At 63.4% G+C, this 22,256-nt stretch carries 17 protein-coding genes and 1 pseudogene; 2 read left to right on the top strand and 16 right to left on the bottom strand.

The genetic code is table 11. The features are described 5' to 3' along the window. Window positions 1-240: 240 nt before the first annotated feature. Together C8D04_RS18060 and C8D04_RS18055 are read right to left on the bottom strand one after the other, a co-directional pair. Window positions 241-2,097, bottom strand: coding sequence for an ATP-binding protein (locus C8D04_RS18060; RefSeq protein ID WP_116002944.1), 1,857 nt, complete (start codon window positions 2,095-2,097; stop codon window positions 241-243). After that, window positions 2,097-2,780: a response regulator transcription factor gene (locus C8D04_RS18055; protein WP_116005907.1), complete on the bottom strand. Its 684-nt coding sequence runs from the start codon at window positions 2,778-2,780 to the stop codon at window positions 2,097-2,099. The genes C8D04_RS18060 and C8D04_RS18055 overlap by 1 nt, the downstream gene beginning before the upstream one ends. 234 nt (window positions 2,781-3,014) lie before the next feature. Here C8D04_RS18055 and C8D04_RS18050 point away from each other — a divergent pair, with 234 nt between their 5' ends. Both C8D04_RS18050 and C8D04_RS18045 read left to right on the top strand, forming a co-directional pair. After that, on the top strand, window positions 3,015-4,799 hold the full coding sequence (locus C8D04_RS18050) for an alpha/beta fold hydrolase (RefSeq protein ID WP_158550268.1): 1,785 nt from the start codon (window positions 3,015-3,017) through the stop codon (window positions 4,797-4,799). 33 nt (window positions 4,800-4,832) lie between these two features. Further along, complete coding sequence (locus C8D04_RS18045; RefSeq protein ID WP_116002942.1) at window positions 4,833-6,926, top strand: clostripain-related cysteine peptidase; 2,094 nt, start codon at window positions 4,833-4,835, stop codon at window positions 6,924-6,926. Window positions 6,927-7,910: 984 nt separating this feature from the next. Here the strand turns inward: C8D04_RS18045 and C8D04_RS18035 are convergent. The 14 genes and pseudogenes from C8D04_RS18035 to C8D04_RS17970 form a co-directional block, all read right to left on the bottom strand. Further along, window positions 7,911-8,162 (bottom strand): annotated as a pseudogene (locus C8D04_RS18035) (DDE-type integrase/transposase/recombinase); the annotation flags it as partial. Window positions 8,163-8,503: 341 nt separating this feature from the next. Beyond that, window positions 8,504-10,114 carry an AMP-binding protein gene (locus C8D04_RS18030; RefSeq protein WP_116002941.1) on the bottom strand — a complete coding sequence of 537 codons (1,611 nt, stop codon included), beginning with the start codon at window positions 10,112-10,114 and terminating at the stop codon, window positions 8,504-8,506. A 15-nt stretch (window positions 10,115-10,129) separates the two neighbouring features. Further along, window positions 10,130-11,368: a thiolase family protein gene (locus C8D04_RS18025; protein WP_116005905.1), complete on the bottom strand. Its 1,239-nt coding sequence runs from the start codon at window positions 11,366-11,368 to the stop codon at window positions 10,130-10,132. Between the two features lie 77 nt (window positions 11,369-11,445). Beyond that, window positions 11,446-12,495, bottom strand: a complete 1,050-nt coding sequence (locus C8D04_RS18020) for an MBL fold metallo-hydrolase (RefSeq protein WP_116002940.1) — start codon at window positions 12,493-12,495, stop codon at window positions 11,446-11,448. A gap of 23 nt (window positions 12,496-12,518) precedes the next feature. Next, window positions 12,519-13,352 (bottom strand): SDR family NAD(P)-dependent oxidoreductase, encoded by an 834-nt coding sequence (locus C8D04_RS18015; protein ID WP_116002939.1) that lies wholly within the window; start codon window positions 13,350-13,352, stop codon window positions 12,519-12,521. Window positions 13,353-13,367: 15 nt separating this feature from the next. Next, a complete protein-coding gene (locus tag C8D04_RS18010) occupies window positions 13,368-14,969 on the bottom strand; it encodes an AMP-binding protein (RefSeq protein WP_116002938.1) in 1,602 nt (533 codons plus the stop codon). Window positions 14,970-15,012: 43 nt separating this feature from the next. Next, entirely contained in the window at window positions 15,013-15,627 is a 615-nt protein-coding gene (locus C8D04_RS18005) for a carboxymuconolactone decarboxylase family protein (protein WP_243405769.1), read from the bottom strand. Between the two features lie 17 nt (window positions 15,628-15,644). Next, window positions 15,645-16,352: an ABC transporter ATP-binding protein gene (locus C8D04_RS18000; protein ID WP_116002936.1), complete on the bottom strand. Its 708-nt coding sequence runs from the start codon at window positions 16,350-16,352 to the stop codon at window positions 15,645-15,647. Next, window positions 16,349-17,101, bottom strand: a complete 753-nt coding sequence (locus tag C8D04_RS17995) for an ABC transporter ATP-binding protein (protein WP_116002935.1) — start codon at window positions 17,099-17,101, stop codon at window positions 16,349-16,351. The genes C8D04_RS18000 and C8D04_RS17995 overlap by 4 nt, the downstream gene beginning before the upstream one ends. Beyond that, window positions 17,098-18,066, bottom strand: a complete 969-nt coding sequence (locus tag C8D04_RS17990; RefSeq protein ID WP_116002934.1) for a branched-chain amino acid ABC transporter permease — start codon at window positions 18,064-18,066, stop codon at window positions 17,098-17,100. The genes C8D04_RS17995 and C8D04_RS17990 overlap by 4 nt, the downstream gene beginning before the upstream one ends. Then, entirely contained in the window at window positions 18,063-18,920 is an 858-nt protein-coding gene (locus C8D04_RS17985) for a branched-chain amino acid ABC transporter permease (protein WP_116002933.1), read from the bottom strand. Before C8D04_RS17985 ends, C8D04_RS17990 begins: the two co-directional genes overlap by 4 nt. Window positions 18,921-18,990: 70 nt before the next feature. Then, window positions 18,991-20,187 carry an ABC transporter substrate-binding protein gene (locus C8D04_RS17980; RefSeq protein WP_116002932.1) on the bottom strand — a complete coding sequence of 399 codons (1,197 nt, stop codon included), beginning with the start codon at window positions 20,185-20,187 and terminating at the stop codon, window positions 18,991-18,993. A 37-nt stretch (window positions 20,188-20,224) separates the two neighbouring features. Then, complete coding sequence (locus C8D04_RS17975; RefSeq protein WP_116002931.1) at window positions 20,225-21,034, bottom strand: SDR family NAD(P)-dependent oxidoreductase; 810 nt, start codon at window positions 21,032-21,034, stop codon at window positions 20,225-20,227. A gap of 10 nt (window positions 21,035-21,044) precedes the next feature. Further along, window positions 21,045-22,232, bottom strand: a complete 1,188-nt coding sequence (locus C8D04_RS17970; protein WP_116002930.1) for a lipid-transfer protein — start codon at window positions 22,230-22,232, stop codon at window positions 21,045-21,047. Window positions 22,233-22,256 lie beyond the last annotated feature (24 nt).

Genomic DNA, 22,256 nt, shown 5'->3' with positions numbered 1-22,256 from the left:
TCATGCGCCTGTGGCTCCAAGCTGCTGCGCAGCGAACCGACTTGGACGAGGCTTGCCGCGCATGGGGTCATAACCAGGAACCCGAGCCTTTTGTGTAGCACAAAGGCGCCGACACCCTGCTGGTATCTGTCGCGCGGGTCGCACGTTAATGGTTTGATGCGTATTTCCGAGATGACGTACTGGCATTCACAAGAAGATCCTGAAATCATCCGCCAGCGCTTTCCAGTCAATCGTTTGCAGCTATTTTTTCAATAGCAACGTGAGACTCACCACCGTCCCCGTTGCGCCCGATACCATCTCCAGCGTGCCACCCATGCGCTCGGCCCGAGCGGCCATGCTGCGCATGCCCACGCTCAGCCCGGCTTGTTGCACGGCCTGCACGTCAAATCCCACGCCGTCATCCTCAATGCGCAGGCATAACACACCGGGCTGCGGCTGCGTGCATCGCACGCGCACCTGCCGCGCCCGGCTGTGCTTGATGGTGTTCGACAGCGCCTCCTCTACCAGCCGCGTCAGGCCCAGGCACTGCAGCGCGCTGGGACGGCCCTGCCATTGCAACGGCATGTCCCAGTGCGACGTCACATCCATTTCATCAAAGATACCGGTAAACCGGTGGCGCAGCGGCGCGGCCCATTGCACCGGCGTATCGGGCACCTGTGCGCCGGCGCTGGAGCCCTGGTCGATCACCTGGCGCAGGTCGTCACGCAGCACCTTCAGCAGCGACAGCACGCGCTCGTTGGACAACGGCTTGGGCGCCTGCTCCACCAGCGCCATGCTGCGCATCAGGCTGCCGCCCAGACCGTCGTGCAGGTCGTGCGCAATCTGCATGCGCTCCTGCAGTTTGGTGTGGTCCAGTGCCTGGGCGTGCTCGCGCTCCAGTGCCTGGGCCAGATCGGCGCGGGCACGGGCCACTCCCTGCTCCAGCGCGCGGTTGAAGCGCTCCACGCTGCGCACCCGCTGCATGAGCTGCGCGCCCAGCAGCAGCATCACCAACGAGATCACCAGCAATCCGCTCAACGCGGCCCAGTTGCGCGCCACGTTCCAGCGGTCCACCCCCGGAACGAGCGTGATCACCGTGAGCACCATGACCGCCAGCCAGCACAGCGCCAGCAGCATGTGCAGGGGCTTGCGCCCCCCAGGCCGGGAGCGCCACGCGTGCCACTGGAACTGCAGGCAGTTGACCATGAAAACCCCCATGGCCCCCTGCCACACCCTGCCGAACCACGGCCCCGCCACATCGTCCGGTACCAGCACCGCCGTGCCAGCGCCCAGTGCCGCCAGCACCCACAGCACACGTTCCGCGAGCGGCAGCTTCTGCCCGCCAAAGCGCAAGGTGAACACGCAGGCGGACAGCACGTAGCCCACCAGCGCCACCATGCTGAAACGGCTGCGTGTGATCGCATCGGGCCAGGGCCACTGCGTGTACGCCAGATAGGTGGTCAGATAAGCCAGCCACGCCAACGCCATCAGTCCGAACCAGCCGTAGGCTGCCCCAGCCGGTGTATTGCGGCGCAGCGCCCACACCACCAAAAACAGTGTGCCCGCCATGCCGCACAGCACCGCGTTGATCAGGTACAGCGTGCGTTGGCGCCACTGGGTGCGATGGTGCTGCGCGGCTACCGTGGACGGGTCGCCCAGCCGCACAGCGCGCAAGCCCGGCCCCAGCGCCACCGGCCCCACGGCGCGCACCCACACCGTGTTCACGCCCGGCTGCAGGCCGGATTCGGGCAGCACCCACCACCGCGGCACGTTCCAGCTGCGCGACAACGGCTCCACCAGCGAGGCGTCGCGCCACAGCAGATCGCCGTTGTTGTACACCTCGCCCGCCACGCTGATGCCGTCAATGCCCAGGGCCACGGGCTCGCCGTTCGCACAGCCGCGCTCCCAATCGATGCGGTACCAGCCCGAGTCGCCGTGCGCGGGCCAGCGGGCTGACCACGTATCGGGCAAGGTCACATCCACCCATCCGGTGAGGGGCCGGGCGCCGTCCAGCGCTGGCGCCGCCTGCACCGACACAATGCGCGGCGCGCAGGCATCGGCCAGCACCCCACCCGGCAGCCAGAGCGCCAGCGCGGCCAGCCACATCAGCAGCCGCATCAGCCCAGCCACCCGCGCGAACGTGCCTCACGCACCGCGCCCGTGCGCGATGACACCGCCAATTTGCGATAGACGCGCTTGACGTGGCTTTCCACGGTGTAGCGCGACAGGAACAGCTGCTCTGCGATCTCGCGGTTGGACAGGCCATCGGCCACCAGCCGCAAAATTTCGTTTTCGCGCTCGCTCAGGCAGTTCTCCGGTGGTGGCGGAGCGCCCGGCGCCGCCGCTGCCGGCGCGGGCAGCAACTCCAGGATGCGCCGGGCAATGAACGGGTCGATCGGCGCGCCACCGCGCAGTACGCTGCGGATCGACAGCATCACCTCCATGTCGTCGCGCTCCTTGAGCACATACCCGGTGGCCCCTGCACGCAGCGCGCCCAAAATGGCCTCTTCCGAACTCCAGGCCGACACCACCAGGATGCCCACGCCGGGGTCATCGGCGCGCAATTGCACGATCAACTCGCGCCCATCGCCGTCGGGCAAATGTAAATCCACCAGCACCAGCGCCATGGGTTGCTGCGCCAGGCAGGAGCGCGCCTCGGCCAGCGTGGCGGCGAACAACAGCGCGTCTGGCGGGTAGCCCAGCGCGCTCAGCACCCCGCGCAGGCGCTGCTGCAAGAGCGGCTCATCTTCCACCACCAGCACAGGTGCGGGCAGGATGGGATCGTTGGCGGGGGGAGACATGGTGCTGGCAACCAAAGAGAAACAAGCGCGATGGTAGGCCAGCGGGCCGCCCCCGCGTATCCCTGAGATTGGGTAATTTGCGCATACACCCCCAAATTACCCAATCTCAGGGATACCGCAGCCGGTCACAAGTCCCTACGATTCTTCGCCATGCACACCCATCTTTTGAGGTGTTTTTTGGCCTCTGGCGCTTTACTGCAAAGCGCTGGCTGCTATCAAAAAAGGAATCCGCCGGTGCCCTCCCCCATCGCTCCCCACCCCGCCCGCTGGCTTGCAACCACGGCTCTGGCTGCTGCCCTCACTGCCTGCGGCGGCGGCGGCTCGCCCGACCCACTGAACGAATACCGCACGCAGACCGTGCAATGGGCCGAATGCGACCCCACCATTCTGGGCAGGCCCATGGACGGCCTCGACATCCAGCCGCCCGCCGGGCGGCTGCAGTGCGCCCAGGTGCGTGCGCCGATGGTCTGGAGCGAGCCCCAGCGCGGCGATGTCTCCCTGGCGGTCATGCGCATGGCGGCAGGCCGGACCGAGGCGCGGCGCGGCGTGCTTTTCTTCAACCCCGGCGGGCCGGGCGGCGACGGGCTTTCCATGACGTTGCATCTGTGGGCTGCGTTCGCGGACAGCAATCCCGCCAGTTCCCAGGGCGCACAGCAGTTGCGGCTGCTGGATGAATACGACATGGTGGGCTTCTCGCCGCGCGGCGTGGGGGCCAGCACACGGCTGTCCTGTGCCACCAACGAGCTGACGCGCTTCGTGGACTACAGCGCGGCAGGGTGGGACACGCCCGAGAACATCGCCAACGTGCACTACAACGGCCGCAAGCAGGCCGAAGCCTGCGCGCGCAACCCCGTCACGCCGTACATCAACACCGACGCCACCGCACGCGACATGGATCTGCTTCGCGGCCTGCTGGGCGACGAGAAGCTCAACTATCTGGGCTACTCCTACGGCACCTGGCTCGGTGCGTGGTACGCCAGCCTGTTCCCTGAAAAGGTGAGCCGCATGGTGCTGGACAGCGCGACGGACTTCAGCGCCTCCATGGAGCAAATGCTGCACGGGCAGCCGCCCGCGCGCCAGCGCCTGTTCGACGAGGTGCTGGCACCCTACGCCGCGCGCCACCCAGACGCCTTCCGCCTGGGAGCCACCGAGACTGAGGTGCGCACAGTCATGCCCCGCCTCGCGCCCCGCGTGCAGGCTGTCTTGGGCGGACCCTTGAGTCGGCTGAGCTACAGCCGCGGCAGCGCTGTCGGATACCTGAGCCACATCGCGGCGGCCCAGGGGCTGGACGCAGCGCTGCTCAGCGTGCCGGATGCAGCGGATGCCGATGCGGTGCATGACGCGCTGGCGCTGCACGCCTTCGCCCCCGGCAATGAGCCGCGCGACGTGCTACTGCGCGAGACGGCATGGAAACTCTATGACAACTACCGTAGCACCTGGCTGGAGCCTGAGGCGGAAAGCATCCGGCTCGACGACGCCACCGGCGTTGCGGTCCGCTGCAACGACACGCCCAGCACGACGGACCTGTCGGAGTGGATCGCCAAGGTGCGCCGCATCGCCCGGCAGGCGCCCATGCACTTCGGCGGGCTGCTGGCGCTGGATGCCTGCGCGTTCTGGGGCGGCCCCTCGGTGCGCAAGCCCGATCCGGCGGCCATGCAGCAGCTCCCGGTGCTGTTCGTGCAGTCGCAGTACGACGGGGCCACCAACACCGACGACGCCAACCGCTTCTTCGCCCAGTTGCCCGGTGCCCGCCGCGTGTACGTGGCGGGTGACTTTCAGCACGGCGTTTACCCCTACAGCGACGCCTGCGTGGACCCCAAGGTGACCGCCCACCTGCTGGGCGAAACGCCCGCGCCGCGCGAAACCACGTGCCAGGGCCAGCCGTTGCAGGGCGAAGAGCCCACCGCAGACGCCATGCCCAAGGCCGAGGCGGCGGACAGTCCGCCCCCGGTTTACAAGAACCCCGAGAAGGCGCGTGCGCTCATCGACCGCTTCAAGCGCGGCCTGGTACCGCACTGATCACTTTTTCACCCTATCGCACCAAGGAAAACCATGCACAACCTCTCACGCCGCCACATGCTTGGCACCGCCGCCGCCCTGCTCGCTGGAGGGCTTGCCGCCTGCGGCGGCAGTGGCCCCGACTCCAGCGCGCCGCTCAGCACCACGCTGCTCGTTTACCTGCTGGGCTCCGACCTGGAGAGTGGCGGCGACTTGGGCACCAGCAACCTGCTGGAGATGCTGGCCGCGAAGGGCTCGACGCACACCCGCATCGTCATCACCACGGGAGGGGCCGACAAGGTCGACCCGGCGGGTCTCGTCACCAGCTGGAAAACCGTCAAGCGCTTCGAACTGGCGGAAGGCAAACTCAAGGAGCTGGCAGACCTCGGTGCGCAGAACATGGATTCAGGCAGCACGCTGCAAGACTTTGTGACGTGGGGCGTGCGTACTTACCCAGCCGACCGCACCATGCTGATGATGTGGGACCACGGCGGGGGTTACTACGGCTTTGGCAACGACGAAAACTTCCCTGACGACGGCGAGCCGATGATGCGAATGCACGTCATGGCCGCGGCGCTGCAAGGTGCAAAGGCCGCCACAGGGGTCACGCTCGACTATATCGGCTTCGACGCATGCCTGATGGCCACGCTGGAAGTTGCCAAGATACTCCAGCCCTATGCCCGCTACCTGGGTGCATCGCAGGAGCTGGAGCCCGGCTTGGGCTGGGACTGGACGACTGTGGTCGAGACTGCATCCCGCCAGCCCGCTCCCAGCATCCCGGAATTTGGCCGGGCGGCAGCCATTGCTTACCACGATAAGCAGATGCGCAGCAGCCCCGGCGGCAGCTTGGTGCCTTTTTCGTCAGACAACGTCACCTTTAGCATCATTGACCTGGCGCGCATTCCTGCCTTGCTGGAGCGGCTGGACGAATGGGCCCGTGCGGTACACGCCTACCACGACAGCGCCCCCAAGCTGGCCAAGGCAGGCAGCGCAGGCATCTTCTGGCCGCCCATGTTCAAGCGGCCCCGGCAAATGGCCAAGAGCATCAGTACGACCACAGCAAGCGCAGCCGTCGCAGAGGACGAAACCGTCGAACGCTGGAAGCAGGTCGCCATGGCACGTCTGAGCACCCTTGCCTTCGGGGGAAGTCCGAACATGAAGGAAGCCCTCGACCTGGTGGACCTGGGGCAGTTTGCCGCGCTGCTATTCGACCAGGGCATTGCCGCCGGCCCGCAAGCCGCCCTGCAGCAGGCGCTGCAAGACGCTGTTCTGTTCAACATCACCGGCTCCAAGGCCCGCAGGGCTCAAGGCCTGAGCATTTTCTTCCCTCTGGGCCAGCGCACCGCACAGCAGCGCGTCGTATATGACACATTCCGCATGCCCGCCGGGTACATAGGTTTGGTGGACCGCCATACGCAACAAGCGCAGCAAATGCCTTCGGTTATTTATGTAGCGCCGCTCCAAGCCGATGGCGAACTCATCGCAGGCGAAGTCGCCTCTCGGTATGGTGTGCAGCTGGCCGATCTGATGCAGGTGCAGTCCGTAAATGCCAACGTGGTCAAAGTCACGGGAACCACGCCCCTTGTCGTCTCCGGCGAGGGCAAGCTCGGCAAGGGCTACGGCACGGTCTATTTCAGTACGGATGCATGGTTGCAGCTCGACGGCCAGCCCCTGCTGCTCTACACCCTGAGCGTGCAAACGGCCGAAGACGGCGACCTTGAATCAGCGATGCTCGGCGCACCCGTGCGCCTGCAAAGCCGCACGGGCAACAGCGCTGCGCGCATCGTACTGCTGCTGATCCAATGTGAGCCCGACCCGGACACGGAAGAGCCGAAGTGCACCATCATCGGCGCGCGCGATATCGACCTGGACGACCCCGACAAACAGCCCGATCGCGTGGACCACCACCTCTACGCAGGTGACACGGTGGAGCCGCTCCACCTCCTCTACGACGTGCAGACCCAGGAACCCGTGCAGGAGCCCGGCGGCGGCCTGGCCATCACCTTCGGCAGGCCCATTACCCTGACGCCGGATAGTGCCCTGCGCTCAGAGCCGCTGGCCGCTGGCACGCACACGCTGATCCTGAGCGTGACCGACCTGGCCGACGGGGTGGGCTTCTCGCAGCCACTGAACGTCACCATGTCGTAAATCAAAAAACGACATTGCGCTGTTCCTACGGCGATATGAAGGGCATCCGAACAGCATCGCGTTTCAGGGCGCAAAAATTGCGGACTGGAACGTGCAGAAGCGGGAGCGCTGACGAACTGGACAGTGTTCGTGGCCAACCCGCAGCGGGAACGACAGATTCTCCTGGGCGGAAGACCGCATTGATGAAATTCGGGAAAAGCTCAGATCGGATGAACACGCGCTCGACGTCTTCGATACGCGTCTGGCCCAGCTCGGCTGGCACGAAGGACTTCGGCAGACTGGCGCTCTTCTCAGATTCAACTTTCGCGATGTCTACGTGTTTGAGGTAGCCGGGGCATTTTCGCGACTCCCGGATGGCTACGTACCACCGCTGGGCGTTACGAGCATCAAGTACAGCATCAACCTTTGCAACCTACCATCTCTCGATGTCACGGATGTTCGGCACATTCTCAATGTATGACTGACGCGCACCCCCATACACGCTGAGATGTTCAGTGAATGTGTTGCATCGACCGGTTGTGATCGTAAAAATTAACCCTGTAAAAATTCCTCTCGTGAGGCTTAACTTTTCCTATTCTGTAAAAACTTGCGCCTCAGTCAAATTGGGTAGAGAGCAAAAAATAAAAGCTGTAAAACTGCCATAGCAGACTGGATGTTGACATTCCTCCCCGGCCCGCACGCCCATCAAGGTCGACATCAAGCCGCATTCCATGGAGCAATTTGGAGTTGGAGTTGACCCGGTTCCGTGGACACATCATTCTTTGTGTTCAAGAAGTCGCAAATGTCCAAAGTACGACCGCCGTACCCGGCGCAATTTCGCCAGCAAATGGTCGAGCACGTGCGATGAGTTCGCCTTCCAGACTGGCGAAGAAGCTCTCGGCCATCGCATCGCTGCTCGACAGGTCAACTGTCGTATCCAACTCCCAGGTCAGCCCATAAAAACCTTCACGATTGAAGGTGTTGCGACGACCGGTTGAATCCGCCCTGACTGCCCTGGTCCGAATGGTGGATGACGCCCTTGGGTTTGCGCTGCTCAAGCGCCATGTTCAAGGCCGCCAGCACCAGGTCGGCGGTCATGCGCTCACCCATGGCCCAGCCCACCACACAGCGGCTCCAGACATCGATGACCACAGCCAGATAGAGGAAACCCATCCAGGTCGGCACATAGGTCATGTCGGCCACCCACAGCTGGTTCGGGCCAGTGGCGTGGAAGCGGCGATTGACCAGGTCATTGGCCGGGGTCTAACGTTTGTCGCGACGGGTGGTGACAGTGAAGCCTCTGCGCTTGCTGATGCCGTGGATAACTTCACCACCAACGCCTGGCCTGCGCGAAGATACAAAACAGGCCCGCAACCCAATTCGGGGTGGGGGGTCACTAAGCCTGTGACATCGTCGTTGCCGAACTCATGGCCAGCAATATCTTCAGCACTCCCGCAGGATGACCTTTGCAATCACGAAACCATGCAAGTCTGGCTGCCGGCTCGGGGGGCGTGAAATATGCGGGTAGCGTGCTTACCAACAATGCGTTACCGGTGCCCGCATGGACCCCATGGGCTGAGCGGAAAGGTTCCCGGGTCTTAAACCCCCGTCATACGCCGATGCACGCTCTGCGGCTCGCGCTCGAACGCCTCCATCAGGAAGCGGTCCTGCGGCTTCTCGGATGCCGTCTTGGGGATTTGGGTCAGCACCTGGATGAAGCCAGGCACCATGCCGGCCTCCAGGTGCTCACGGCACACGTCGAAGAGCTGCTGCGCGTCGAAGGTCGCCGCATCCTTGGGTACTACCGCGGCGACGACTTCCTTTTCACCTGGCGCGAGCTGCGTGCTGGCGATGCCGTAGACGTACACATCATCGACCACGCCAGATTCGGCGATCGCCTTCTCGATGAAGGCGGTGGCGATGAACTCGCCGTTGCGCCGGATGCCGCTGCCCTGGCGGTAGTCGAAATACAGCCAGCCATCCTGGTCTGCGTGCACCACGTCGCCCATGTGCAGCCAGCCGCCAGCGCACTTGCGCTGCGAGGCCTCGGAGTTGCCGAAATATTCCACGACAAAGGGCGCGCCGCTGGCGTGGCGCATCAGCAGCTCGCCTTGCTGGCCGGGGGGCACGTCGTTGCCGGCCTCGTTCACGATGCGGTGTTGCAGCAGAGACGGGGGCTTGCCGATGCTGCCCACAGGACCCTGGCCAAAGTGGTTGAAGCTCATCCCGCCTTCGGCCGCGCCGTAGAACTCCACGATCTGTACACCAAAGCGCTGGGAAAACTCGCGCCAGATGGCCGCAGGCATACCGGACGAGACGACAAAGCGCACGGGATTGTCGGCATCGTTGGCCTTGGGCGGTTCTGCGTAGACCGCCGTCGTCATGCCCCCCAGCAGCGTGAAGCTGGTGGCGCCGTATTGGCGCGTGATGTCCCACAGGCGCGATTTGGTGAAGCGCCGCGACAGCACACAGCGCAGGCGGCAGGCCAGGGCCGACCCCAGGGTGACGAGCTGGGCGTTGGCGTGCGTAAGCGACAGGCCCGAATAGAGCACGTCGTCCGCGCGGTAACCGAAAAGGCTCTGGGCAAGCTGCACGGTTTGGCAATAGCGTCGGTGCGTCATCACGATGCCCTTGGGGTCGCCTGTGGTGCCGGAAGTGAATATCAGCTCCAGCGCCGCGTCCGGGTCGGTGGTGAGAATGGGCAGGTCGGGCACATGCACTGGTGCCATCGCCTGCCAGTCAGCTACGCCGTCCCAGGCGGAAAGCGGCCGTTCGCCCTCGTCGGTGGCAAAGGCCATGGCCCAGCGCACGGCGGGCAGGCGCGCGTGCAGCGGTTGCAGGTGGGGCAAGGCGTAGTCGGCAGCAAAGACAGCGCTGCACTGGCTGTTGGTCAGCATGAAGTGCAGCTTGTCGCCCTTGGTGCGCGGATCGATGGGCACTACCGTGGCGCCCACGATTCCCGCCGCCACCATGGCCTCGACGAACTCGGCATGGTTGGCCATCAGCAGAGCCACGCGCTCACCGGGGACGATGCCCAGGTCCAGCATGGCCTGTGCCATGCGCCGGCCGTTGTCCCAGAGCTGGCGGTAGCTGCGCACATCGTCGGGGCGCACGTCACCGCCTTCGATGGTCAGCACGTTGAATTCCGGTAGCTCGGCCGCGCGGTTGGCGACCATGCCAGCGAAGACGTTGTCGGGGTAAAGGCTCATGCCATGGCCTCCTGTTCAACGGCCCAGCAGCGTGAGGCAGGCCACGGCCTCTTCGATGCCGGCCAGCCCGCCGCCGTTTTCCGCCAGCGCGATGCGCACGCCCGGTGCTTGGCGTGCCCCAGCTTCGCCGCGCAGTTGCGTCACCAGCTCAAACACCTGGCCCAGCCCGGTTGCACCAATCGGGTGGCCCTTGCTTTCGAGCCCCCCGGATGGGTTGATGGGGATCCGTCCGCCGAGGCTCGTTTCGCCGCGCTCTGCCGCCGTGCCGCCGTGCCCCATGGGCACCAGGCCCAGCAGCTCGGACTGAAGGACTTCGCCAATCGCCGTAGCGTCATGCACCTCGGCCACGCCCACGTCCTTGGGCGATACGCCGGCCTGCTCGTACAGGCGCTGCACGCCTTTGCGCACGAGATGGTTTTCCAGATCGCTCGCGGCCCGCTCGCTGCCGGTTTGCAGCACGCAGGCCAGCACGCGCACGGCACGGCGTGCATCGCCTTGCAGGCGCTTGAGGCCTGCGGCGTTGCAGACAATGGCCGCCGCCGCACCATCACTCACCGGCGAGCACATGGGCAATGTGAGCGGGTAGCTGATGGGCGGCGCAGCCAGCACCTGTGTCACGCTCATCGCGTCGCGGTACTGTGCCAGCGGGTTGTGCGCCGAGTGCCCATGGTTCTTGGCAGCCACCGCCGCGAACTGCTGCTGCGTGGTGCCGAATTCGCGCATGTGCATGCGGCCCATGGCGGCGTAAATGTCCATGAACAGGCTGTAGGGGCGAGGCGACTGGCTGCCCGGTGGGGGCGTGATGCCTGCACCCATGGCCAGCAGGCGCTCTTTGCCGGCTTCGGTGTCATGCACGTCCCAGGCGCCGTCGAAGGCCGCGAACATGCGGGCCTTGTCGTCGATGCACATCTTCTCCGCGCCCACGGCGAGCACGATGTCGGACGCGCCGCTGCGCACGTGCTGCACGGCCAGGTGCAGCGCCGTGCTGGCACTGGCGCAAGCGTTCTCCACATTGACGACGGGAATGCCCTGCACCCCCATGGCGCGCAGCGCGAGCTGCCCGCGCACCATGTGCTGGCCCTCCATGTGGCCCTGCGTGGCGTTGGAAAAATAGGCGGCCTGCAGTTGCCCGGCGTCACAGCCGGCATCCTGCAGCGCTGCAGTGACGGCCTGGCGTGTGAGGTCTTTGACGCTCCATTGCGGGTGTCGGCCGAACAGCGTCATGCCGACGCCAGCGATGTAGATTGCTTCCACGGGGTGCTCCCAGGTCAATAGAAATGATCAGCCCTGCCATGTCCGGCGTTCCGTGCAGCCGGAGGAGGGCGCAGTCTTCACTTCAGCGCGTACCACGCGACGCCATTTCCATCCACGGTGCAATCCACGGCACGTTCTGCGATGAGGTAGTTCATGCAAGCCACGGCTTCCCCCGTGGCGAGACTCAGTTGCTGTTCATCCTTCTCGCCGATGGAGCGGTGAAACAGGGCGGGGAATACGTCCACGATCCGCTGCGGTCCACCCTGCAACTGCTGGCGCAGCCGCACCAGCGCCTGGGTCTGGTTGGCCTTGAGCGCGTGCAGGCGTTCGTGCAGTCCGTAAAAGGGTTCGTTGTGGGAGGGCAGCACCAGCACATCGGCGGGCACCATCTGCAGCAGCTTTTCCAGCGATTCGTACCACTCCTTGAGCGGGTTGGCCTGGGGTTCGCTGGCGAACACCGAAACGTTGGACGAAATCCGCGGCAGCACCTGATCGCCCGCGATCAGCAGCTTCAGGTCCGGGCAGTAAAGGCTGATATGTTCCGGCGAGTGGCCACTGGTGGTGACCGCCTGCCAGGTATGCGTGCCCAATGAAATCTGTTCTCCATCTTGCAGGCGTCGGAAGCTCTCTGGCAGTGCGTGGATGTGCTTGCCAAAACTGCCGAAGCGGCTGCGATAGCTTTCGATAGCAGCCTCGGACCAGCCGGCGCGCCGACAGAACAGCACGCCGTCGGGCGGTGCCTCACGGCTCGTGTCGGCGTGCATGACGCGGCAGGTGAGGTATTCAAGGCGGCTCATGTAGAGCGGTACACCGGCGCGGCGCGTGAACCAACCCGCGAGGCCGATGTGGTCGGGGTGCATGTGCGTGGCGTACACACCCTGCAGCGGGCGCGCCAGCGGCCCCTGGGCCATGAGTGCCAGCCATGCTGCCACGGTGCCGGGGTCGTTCAGACCGGTGTCCACCAGCACCCAGCCATCGTGCGTTTCGATGGCCCAGACGTTGATGTGGTCCAGCCGGAATGGCATGGACAGCCGGATCCAGTGCACGCCAGGGGCGATTTCCGCCGCATGACCTGGAGCAGGTGGCTCGAAAGGGTACTGTAGTGCGGTGGTTTCGGGCTTCGACATACGAAAAAAGCTGGTGTGAAGGTTCAAATGCCCGTGAGTCCACCCGTGCACAGCACGGTCTGGCCACTCACGTAGTCGGACTCGGGAATGCAGAACAGGTAGGCCGCACCGGCAGCCTCCTGCGGCGTACCAGCCCTGCCCAGCGGGATGCTGCGCTCCATCATGGCCATCAGATCCGGGTTCACGCCCACCTTGATCTCGCGCCCCTCGACCTCGATGGTGGCGTTCCCGTCCGAGGTGGCCTCGGTCGCGCGGGTCTTGATGAGGCCATAGGCCACGCAATTGACCGTCGTATTCAAGCGGCCCCATTCCTTGGCCAGTGTCATGGTCAAGCCCATGATGCCGGCCTTGGCGGCGGAGTAGTTGGCCTGGCCGGCATTGCCGAAGACGCCTGAAACCGAGGAAATATTGACCACCTTGCGCACTACGCGGCGGCCTGCCGCTGAATCGGCATGGCTCAGCGCTCGAATCACCGGCTGAGCCGCCCGCAGAATGCGGAACGGCGCGGTCAGGTGTACGTCGATCATCGCCTCCCACTGTTCGTCGCTCATCTTCTGGATGACGTTGTCCCAGGTGTAGCCAGCGTTGTTGATGAGGATGTCCAGCCCGTCGAACGTCTCGGTGGCGGTGCTGATGAGCCGATCGGCGAAACCGGCATCAGTCACATTGCCGCAGCAGGCCACTGCCTCGCCCCCCAGCGCGAGAATTTCCTGGCGCACGGCTTCGGCGGGCGCATCGTCAAGGTCGTTGAGGACAAGCCTGGCACCTTCGCTCGCAAGCTTGATGGCCATCGCACGGCCGATGCCCCGCCCTGAGCCGGTGACCACAGCCACCTTGCCACGCAACTTTTCCGTCATCGTGTGCTCTCGTGTTTACTGGGGGGGCGCCGCTTCGGCATCGTAGGCGTCGGCGCTGCCTTGCTGGCGCAGGATGGCGCGCTGGATCTTGCCAGTCGCCGTTTTTGGCAGGCTATCCATTTGGCGCAGGTAGCGTGGCTTGGCAAAGCGCGGCAGTTGCGCGCTGGCCTGGCGGACGATGTCCGCCATGTCCAGCGTCGCACCTTCGCTGGGCACCAGGGCCAGCATCACCTCATCTTCGCCGCCCGCACCCTGCGCCGGTACGGCATAGGCCGCCACTTCGTGGATGCCGGGCAACTGTCCGACCACAGCTTCAACTTCAGTGGCCGAGATGTTTTCGCCCCGGCGACGGATGCAGTCCTTGATGCGGTCCACGAAGGTGATGAGTCCTTGCGCGTCCCGTATGCCCGCGTCCCCGGTATGGAACCAGAGGTTGCGCCATGCTTCGACCGTCTTTTCCGGAACGTTCAGGTAGCCTGCCATGAAGCCGAAAGGCACCTTGGGCCGCACCAGGATTTCGCCGGTCTGCCCGGCTGGCACAGGCGCATCGGTGTCGGGGTCGGCAATGCAGATTTCGTAACGGTCCTCGTGCGCCCAGCCTGCGGCATTCGGTGCGGAATGCCCAAGCCGGCCCCAGATGGGAATGCCAACCTCGGTCATGCCAAATCCGGACAGGACGTCTTTCACACCAAAGCGTTCGCGGAACACGGCTTCGTGCTGGGCGGGGTTGGGGCCGCTCATGCAGGCGCGCAGGTTGTGGTTCCGGTCCTGCGCCGTGGGCGGCTGGTTGATGACGAACATGGCCGTTGTGCCCAGGTGGTGGGTCAGCGTGGCGCCGGTTGCACGGATGTCGGCGAGCCAGGTGCTGGCGCTGAAGCGCTGCTTCAGGAAAGCCGGGATGCGCGCCAGCACCGTGGTTCCCAGTTGCATGAACAGGCCATTGGCGTGGAACAGGGGAAGGCAGATGTAGTACTTGTCGTGCGCAGCGACCTCCATGCTGCGCATGGCACCCAGGCCGAACATGGCGCAGTGGCAGTGCGGCATCAGCACGCCTTTGCTTGGCCCGGTGGTTCCGGACGTGTACATGATGCAAAAGATGTCCTGGGGCTGCGGCGCAGGGCCCTTCCAGGGGGGGCTGACCTCGTTGTCCAACCAGGCCACGTGGCGCCAGCGACCGGGCACGGTGGCATGACCCTCGCCCAATACGATCAGGGTCTTGAGATGGGGCAGTTCATCAGCCTGGCTGACAATATGTTCGACCAGTGCTGCGTCCACCACGATGGTTGCCAGTTGGCAATCGTTCAACTGGTGACGCAGGAACGAAGAGCGCAGCTCGGTGTTGAGCATCACTGCAGTAGAGCGCAGGTAACCAATGCCGAACACGGTGGTCGCCATGGCGCAACTGTTGGACATGAAAACGCCCACACGTTCTTCAGGCTGTACACCCAACTGGTGCAGGAAGCCGGCAAAACGCTGACTGTCCGTGAAGGCATGTCCCACGGTGAGGGCGCTGCCCTGGCTGTCGTGCAGCCAGGGCGTGTCGGGTTGGCTGGCGGCCCATTCGCTCAATGCATCGGTGAGCGTGCAGGCGTGGGGTTCATGGATGCGGCTGTACATGGTCCAGATCCTCAGTGGCATGAAATGTCAACGCACAGCATGATCAAACGTCCAATTGCTGGAGCCAGGGGAGATGGGCCATTGCCTCCGCAGGCTCTGGCTCCAGCTCCGACCCCATGAGGCCATTCCAGCGGTTGAACCAGCCGGCCATGGCCACGCAGGACACGATCTCCACGATTTCCTCTTCAGAGAAGACCTGCTTGGCCTGCTCCATAGCCCGTGCCGGTTCGCGCACCGGCAGGCACCCCCCGGCGGTGGCGATGGCCAGCGCCTTTCGTTCCTGTTCCGTGTACCGGGGATCGTTCTGGTACGACGGCAACGCGGCCAGCTTGTCCCAGTCAACGCCCAGGTGGTTGGCAGCATGTACGAGGTGCGTTGTCGTATAGCGGCAGCGCGCACCACGTGCGGCTTCCGCCGCGATCAGAAAGCGCAGGGATTGCGGTAGCAGGCCATCGCCACGCAGTGTCACGCCCAGCAGCTTGAGCAGCGCTGGCACCACACCAGGCTTGCGTGCCATGGTCAGCAGCGCGTTGGGACGGTAACCGACGAAATTCACCAGATCCTCGAGTACCGGATCTTGGGAGCGGGGGTCGCTTTCATGCAGCGGTGCGATGCGTGCGCAGGTGTTGGCGTTCATGGAAGTGTCTGTGTTGGGCATGCGTTGAGCATGTCGGGTCATGTTGCGGAACCTGTCGTGATGAGGCCTTCGACATGGGCGCGCTGGGCATTGAGCTCCTGCGCCGTGCCAGACCAGGCGACCTGGCCGTGGTCCAGCACGTACTGGCGGTGGGCCAGCTTCATGGGAACCTTAAGGTTCTGCTCCACCAGGACGATGCCGGTGCCCTGGCTATGGACTTCGCTGAACACCCGAACCAGTTGGTCCACGATGACGGGCGCCAAGCCTTCGGTGGGTTCGTCAAGCAGGAGGATGCGGGGATTGCTCAGCAAGGCGCGTCCGATGGAAAGCATCTGCTGCTCCCCGCCGGAAAGATGGTCGCCACCGAAGTTCAACCGCTCTGCCAGGCGCGGAAAGACCTCCAGCACCCGCTCAATGGTCCAGTGCCCCGGCTGGTGTGCCAGAGTGCCAATCTTCAGGTTTTCCAGTACCGTCAAGTTAGGGAAGATCCGGCGTGTGTCGGGTACCAGCGCCACGCCGAGCTTGGCAATGGCTTCCACGCCGAATCCTGAAATGTCTTGCTCACCCAGCAGACGTCGACCAGCGACCAGAGGCATCAAGCCCATCAGGGCTTTGAGCAGAGTGGTCTTGCCCGCGCCGTTGCGTCCGACGATGGCGACGATTTCATGGGCATCGATACGTACGGAAATTTCTTCAAGCGCCAGGGCTTGTCCATACTTGACGCTAGCTTTTTCGAGTTCGATCACAGGGCGTCCTCCCCAAGGTAAATCGAGCGCACCGATTCGTTTTTGCGAATGTCCTCGGGAGACCCACAGGCGATGACAGAACCGTTGCTCATGACCACGATTTCGTGGGAAAGAGACATCACCGCATCCATGTTGTGCTCGATCAGGAGCACCGTCCGCCCCACCGCGACCTTCTGGATCAATTCCAGCGCTGCCTGAATTTCATGGTGGCCAATGCCGGCCAGTGGCTCGTCCAACAGCAGAATCTTGGGGTCGGGCAGCAAGGTCACGCCCAGCTCCAACGAGCGTTGCAAGCCATAGGGCAGCGTGCCCGCGATGTCGTCGCGGTGGGCGGCAAGCCCTGTCAGCTCCAGGATGGCATCGAGTTGCTCTTGGAACTGCTTGTCGAAGCTGCTGCTTGCCCAGAAAGGCTGGAATCCCGGTCGGCGGGACTGGGCCGCGATCAGCAGATTCTCAGCAACCGTCATCTCTCCGAAGATCTTGATGATCTGGAAGCTGCGCCCAATGCCCATGCGGGCCCGTTCGTAAGCGGGACGCTGGCTGATTTCCTGGCCGCGGCAGAACACCTTGCCGTCATGGCGCATTTGCCGCCCGGCCAGGACATTGAGCAGCGTCGTCTTGCCCGCGCCGTTGGGCCCGATCAGGCCGTAAATGCGTCCTTCTTGAAAATCATGGCTGACGTCGTTGACGGCCCTCAGGGCGCCATAACTCACGGTCACACCCTCGCATTTGAGTGCTACCTGGCTCATCGTGCACCTCCCCGGCGATTTTTCTGGTAAGTCGCGAAACCCTTCTCCAGTTCACCGATGATGCCGCGCGGGAAGAAGATGGTCGCGAGGATGAACACTGTGCCCAGAACGCCATACCAGTACTCGGTCCAACTGCTCAGCCATTCCTTCAGGAACTCGAAGACCAGCACGCCGACGGTTGCGCCCCAGAGCGTGCCGGAGCCGCCCAGCAGTGTCATGATGATGACGTCCCCAGATGTTGTCCAATGCAGCATCTGGGGGTTCATGTACATCAGCAGCGAAGCCAGCAAGGCACCCGCCAGGCCGCTCAGGGCTCCAGAAATCACGAAGGTGATTTGCTTGTAGCGGTTGACGTTGAAGCCCAACTGATCGGCACGGGTTTCATTGTCCCGGATCGCTGCGATCACGCGTCCGAACGGCGAGCTGCGCAGGGATATCACCGCCAGCATGACCAAGGCATATAGGCCCAGAACAAACCAGTAGTAGTTCACAGGATCGAAGAAGTCGATGCCCAGAAAATTGGGGCGTTCGACGCCGGAGATGCCATCCGAACCGCCCGTGAAGCTTCGCAGCTTGCTGTCGGCCAGGATGAAGATCAACTGCGATAGCGCCAAGGTGACCAGGGCGAAGAAGATGCCGGAGACCCGCAGGGCGAAAAAGCTGAAAAGCAGAGCAAAAGCCGCACCCACGGCAATAGCAAGGACTGCTCCGCCATAGAACGGCAGACCGTATTTCTGGGTTGCCAGGGCCACCGCGTAGCCGCCCACTCCCAGGAAGGTGGCATGCCCGAAGGACACCATGCCCAGCGAGCCGAAGACGAAATCGAATCCGATGGCGAAGATTGCCCAAATGGCCGCCAATGTGAGCAACTGGATCATGGCCTCCCCTGGACTGAGGAAGGGCAGCACGATGCTCGCCGCAGCCAGCAGCAAGCCAAAGTAAATATCAAATTTGGTGAGCTTCATGCCGTCCTCGCCGTCCGGTGGAACAGGCCCTGCGGGCGCGTCAAAAGGGTGCCAATCAGCAGCACGAAAGTCATGATGTCCACCCAGCCTGGCATATACACATAGCCGATGGCGCGGACCATGCCGATCAGCATTGATGCAGCGATCGCCCCACGGATATTCCCGAGGCCACCCAGAATGACAACGATGAAGCAGTCGATGATGGTGTTGGTCGCCATGCCCAGCTCGATCGGGAACAACGGCGCTGCAATGGAACCGGCAAGGCCGGACAGTCCACAGCCGATGGCGAAGACCGCCATGCGGATGGTGCCCACCGGCAGTCCCAGGATGCGCACCATTTCTGCGTCGCTGCTTGCGGCCCGCACAAGCATGCCGAAAGTGCTTTTCTCCAGCACGAGGTAGAGCCCCACCGAAATGAGGGCGCCGAATCCGATCACGAAAAGCCGGTACATAGGGATTGTGCTGCCCAGCATGTCCACCGTGCCACTCCACAGTTGCGGAATCGGTACCTCCTGGTAGCCCGGTCCCCAGAAGAAGCGCACCAGGTCGCTCAGCACCAGGATCAGCCCGAAGGTCAGGATCAATTGGTAGAAATGGGGGCGTTCATAGAGTGGGCGCAGCGTGAGTTTTTCAACCACCGCCCCCACCAGTGCGGTGAAGAGTGTGGCAACCAGCGCCCCCATGAGAAAAGAGCCTGTGCGCCTTCCTGTCTCATACGAGATATAGGCGCCGAGCATGTAAATGGCGCCGTGGGCGAAATTGATCACGCCCAGCATGCCAAAGATGAGCGTCAGGCCCGCTGCCAGTAGGAACAGCAGCATACCCAAGCTCAAGCCAATCACAATAGTTGACATATCGATTCACCGGGTAGGAGTAACCAGGTTGCACGCAGGCTCCCAGCGGAGCCTGCGCGCGGTGCGGTCCTCAGTTTTTGCAGGGTGCGAAAAGCTTCTCTTCGGGGAAGACCTTGGTGACCTTCATCGTCAAAGCCGGGGCTGGCGGGGTGCCATGCACCACCTCACTCCAGAATCCAGGCTGTGCCGCTTGATGGTCGCAGGCACGCATGGTTTTCTTACCTTCAACGGAGTTTTCGCGAACGCTGGTCGCAAATGCGTCAACCCACTTTTCCTTGTCCCAGGAGCCGGTCTTTTCCACCGTGTCGAGCCACCATGCCATGCCGTCGTAGGCCTCTCCTGCCGTCATGCTGGGGAACATGCCGAACTTCTTCCGATAGGCCTCAACGAACTTCTGGTTCGCCGCGTTGTCGACGGTGTAGTGGTAGCGCTGGCCGGAGTTGACACCCACTGCAGCCGGCCCAACGGCCGCCACCATCGTGTCATCGGCAGCCACGGGACCGAAAAGCAGTTTGGTTTTGCCCAGATTGACTTGGCCGGCTTGCTTGAGGAAGGTGACCACGTCGGAGCCGGTCATCATTAGCAACACGCCGTCAGCGTTCGACTTAGCTACCTTGTCAACGATCGACGAGTAGTCGCGGTTGCCAAATGGGGGGAAGTCTTCGCCCACGACCTCTATGCCGTTGGGTTCGAGTTGGGATTTGATCCAAACGTAGCCGTCACGGGTGGCCTGGTAGTCGGCGGTGACCGCGTAGATTCGTTTGAGTTTCTTTTCCTGCATGTACACCAGTGCCATGCGGTTTTCCATGTCCAGGTTGTTGGAGGTGCGGAACGTGTAGCGGGAGCCGCCGGGCACGGTGATCTTGTCGTCTGCCGAAATGGTGACAAGATGGGGGATCTTGCGCTGTTTGGTCACGTTCATGACTGCCAGCGTCGATGAGGAGCTCAGCGCTCCAAAAATCATGTGAGAGCCTTCGGAGATCAGCTTGGTGGCTTTCTGGACGGCTGGTTGAGGCTTGGTCTCATCGTCCTCCCAGGTGATTTCGATCGGAACGCCCAGCACCTTGCCGCCGCGTTCCTCCACGGCGATCTGCACCCCCCGCCGCATGTCCTCGCCCAACAAGCCATATGGTCCGGAGAGGGACAGCACACCGCCGATCTTGAATTTCTCCGGCTTGGACTGTGCGTACCCCGTGGACGCCATTCCGATGGTGGCCGCTGCTGCGACCACCATGCTTTTCCTGAACCATTGCGCAAAATTTCCCATGATTTGTCTCCTGTGGTTGATCTAAAAAATTTCCTGATTAGCCGATACGGGCAGAAATTCCGCCGTCGACCATGATTTCGGCGGAAGTAACGTATTTGGATTCGTCACTCGCCAGCCATAGGGCTGTGTATGCCACGTCCCATGCTTCTCCCATATGGCCCATGGGGCACTGTTTGTCCCGCTTTTCCAGCGTTTCTTCCAGCGATGCTTCTTGGTATCCGTCTGCCAGTTTCAGCAACGGTTGCCGAACCATCGGCGTATTCATCAGGCCCGGCATCAGCACGTTCGAGCGGATGCCCTGTTGGGCATATTGCAAGGCGACGCTGCGTGAAAAGCCGAGCACCGCAGCTTTCGAGGCGCTGTAGGAGACATAGGCCACACCGCTGTCACGCGCGCCGGCCACCGAACCGATGTTGACGATGCTCCCCTTGCCTTTCCTGAGCATGGAGGGAATGGCATGTTTGCAGGTGAGGAACATGGAAGTCAGATTGACGTCGAAAACCATGCGCCAGTCCTCCAGGCTCTGTTCGACGACCCCGCCCATTCGGGCGGTGCCGACGTTGTTCACCAGAATGTCGATGTCGCCAAAGGTAGCGATGCAGTCCTGGATCAACGACTCCACCGCGCCAGGATCGGTCACATCGCATTGGGCGACGCTCATGGTTCCGCCCTCCTGGCGCACGATCGCTTCGGTTTCTCGCGCGGCATCCAGATGAATGTCGCAGCCATAAACCTTGGCGCCCTCGCGGGCGAACAGCACGGCCATGGCCTTGCCATTGCCCCAACCGGGGCCCGACGATCCGCAACCGGTCACCAGGGCTACCTTGCCTTCCAAGCGTTTCGCCATGCCGTACTCCTTACTGTGCTTGGCCATAGAGGGTCACGACGGTGGCACCGCCCAGTCCGGCGTTGTGTTGCAGGGCAAACCGCGCGCCTTCCACTTGGCGCTCTTCGGCGCTGCCGCGGATCTGGTGAACCAGCTCATAGCATTGCGCTAGGCCGGTCGCGCCAAGCGGATGGCCTTTCGACAGCAACCCACCCGAGGGGTTGACGACGACGGCGCCGCCGTAGGTATTGCTGTCGGACTCGACGAAGGCCTGGCCTTCGCCGATGCCGCAAAAGCCCAGGCCCTCGTAGCTGAGCAGCTCGTTCTGTGCGAAGCAGTCGTGCAGCTCGCACACGTCGATGTCCTGCGGCCCAATGCCCGATGCCTCATAGACCTGGCGGGCGGCCTCGCGCGTCATGTCAAAGCCCACGATGGAAATGCCTGACTTGTCGCTGAACGCGCCGGGGCGGTCAGACACCAGCGACTGGGCCAGCACTTGCACACGGGGGTCCAGCCCCATCTTTTGGGCAAACTTCTTGCTCACGAAGACCGCCGCAGCGGCACCGCAGGTCGGTGGGCAAGCCATGAGACGGGTCATGGTGCCGGGCACCAGAGCGGCGCTGGCCAGCACCTCTTCCACTGTTACCTCCCTGCGGAACAGTGCCAGCGGGTTGCGCGCGGCGTGGCGGCTCGCCTTGGCGCGGATACGGGCAAAGGTTTCCAGGGAGGTGCCGTACCGGTCCATGTGCTCGCGGCCCGCTGCAGCGAAGTAGCGAATCGCCATGGGCAGCTCGGGATGACCAAACACCTCATCCATGACCCCGTTGAAGCGGTCGAGCGGGTCGGGCCGGTCATCCCAGTGCGCCTTCAGGGCGCCCGAGGGCATCTGCTCGAAGCCCACTGCCAGTGCGCAGTCGGCCGACCCGTTGGCAACTGCTTTCCGCGCAAGGTACAAGGCGGTTGAGCCGGAGGAGCAATTGTTGTTGACGTTGATCACCGGCACGCCGGTCATGCCGACCTCATAGACCGCGCGCTGGCCGCTGGCCGAGTCGCCATATACATAGCCTGCATAGACGTCCTGAATATCGGAGTACGCCAGTCCTGCGTCCTGTAGCGCCTGGCGGATCGCCAGCGCGGCCATTTCCGGGTACGGCAGGTTGTCGCCAGGTTTCTTGAAAGGGGTCATGCCGACACCGGCGACGAGAACGGGTTCTTGCATTGCGATACCTCCAGGTTGAATTGC

The organism is Simplicispira sp. 125, from assembly GCF_003096555.1.
GTDB lineage: Bacteria > Pseudomonadota > Gammaproteobacteria > Burkholderiales > Burkholderiaceae_C > Simplicispira.
This window is presented reverse-complemented; position numbering and strand designations above follow the sequence as displayed.

Excerpts from the sequence above, each read along its gene's own strand:
- C8D04_RS18060 (WP_116002944.1), bottom strand. The coding sequence starts at position 2,097 with ATGCGGCTGCTGATGTGGCTGGCCGCGCTGGCGCTCTGGCTGCCGGGT.
- C8D04_RS18055 (WP_116005907.1), bottom strand. The coding sequence starts at position 2,780 with ATGTCTCCCCCCGCCAACGATCCCATCCTGCCCGCACCTGTGCTGGTG.
- C8D04_RS18045 (WP_116002942.1), top strand. The coding sequence starts at position 4,833 with ATGCACAACCTCTCACGCCGCCACATGCTTGGCACCGCCGCCGCCCTG.
- C8D04_RS18030 (WP_116002941.1), bottom strand. The coding sequence starts at position 10,114 with ATGAGCCTTTACCCCGACAACGTCTTCGCTGGCATGGTCGCCAACCGC.
- C8D04_RS18020 (WP_116002940.1), bottom strand. The coding sequence starts at position 12,495 with ATGTCGAAGCCCGAAACCACCGCACTACAGTACCCTTTCGAGCCACCT.
- C8D04_RS18015 (WP_116002939.1), bottom strand. The coding sequence starts at position 13,352 with ATGACGGAAAAGTTGCGTGGCAAGGTGGCTGTGGTCACCGGCTCAGGG.
- C8D04_RS18010 (WP_116002938.1), bottom strand. The coding sequence starts at position 14,969 with ATGTACAGCCGCATCCATGAACCCCACGCCTGCACGCTCACCGATGCA.
- C8D04_RS18005 (WP_243405769.1), bottom strand. The coding sequence starts at position 15,627 with ATGCCCAACACAGACACTTCCATGAACGCCAACACCTGCGCACGCATC.
- C8D04_RS17995 (WP_116002935.1), bottom strand. The coding sequence starts at position 17,101 with ATGAGCCAGGTAGCACTCAAATGCGAGGGTGTGACCGTGAGTTATGGC.
- C8D04_RS17990 (WP_116002934.1), bottom strand. The coding sequence starts at position 18,066 with ATGAAGCTCACCAAATTTGATATTTACTTTGGCTTGCTGCTGGCTGCG.
- C8D04_RS17985 (WP_116002933.1), bottom strand. The coding sequence starts at position 18,920 with ATGTCAACTATTGTGATTGGCTTGAGCTTGGGTATGCTGCTGTTCCTA.
- C8D04_RS17980 (WP_116002932.1), bottom strand. The coding sequence starts at position 20,187 with ATGGGAAATTTTGCGCAATGGTTCAGGAAAAGCATGGTGGTCGCAGCA.
- C8D04_RS17975 (WP_116002931.1), bottom strand. The coding sequence starts at position 21,034 with ATGGCGAAACGCTTGGAAGGCAAGGTAGCCCTGGTGACCGGTTGCGGA.
- C8D04_RS17970 (WP_116002930.1), bottom strand. The coding sequence starts at position 22,232 with ATGCAAGAACCCGTTCTCGTCGCCGGTGTCGGCATGACCCCTTTCAAG.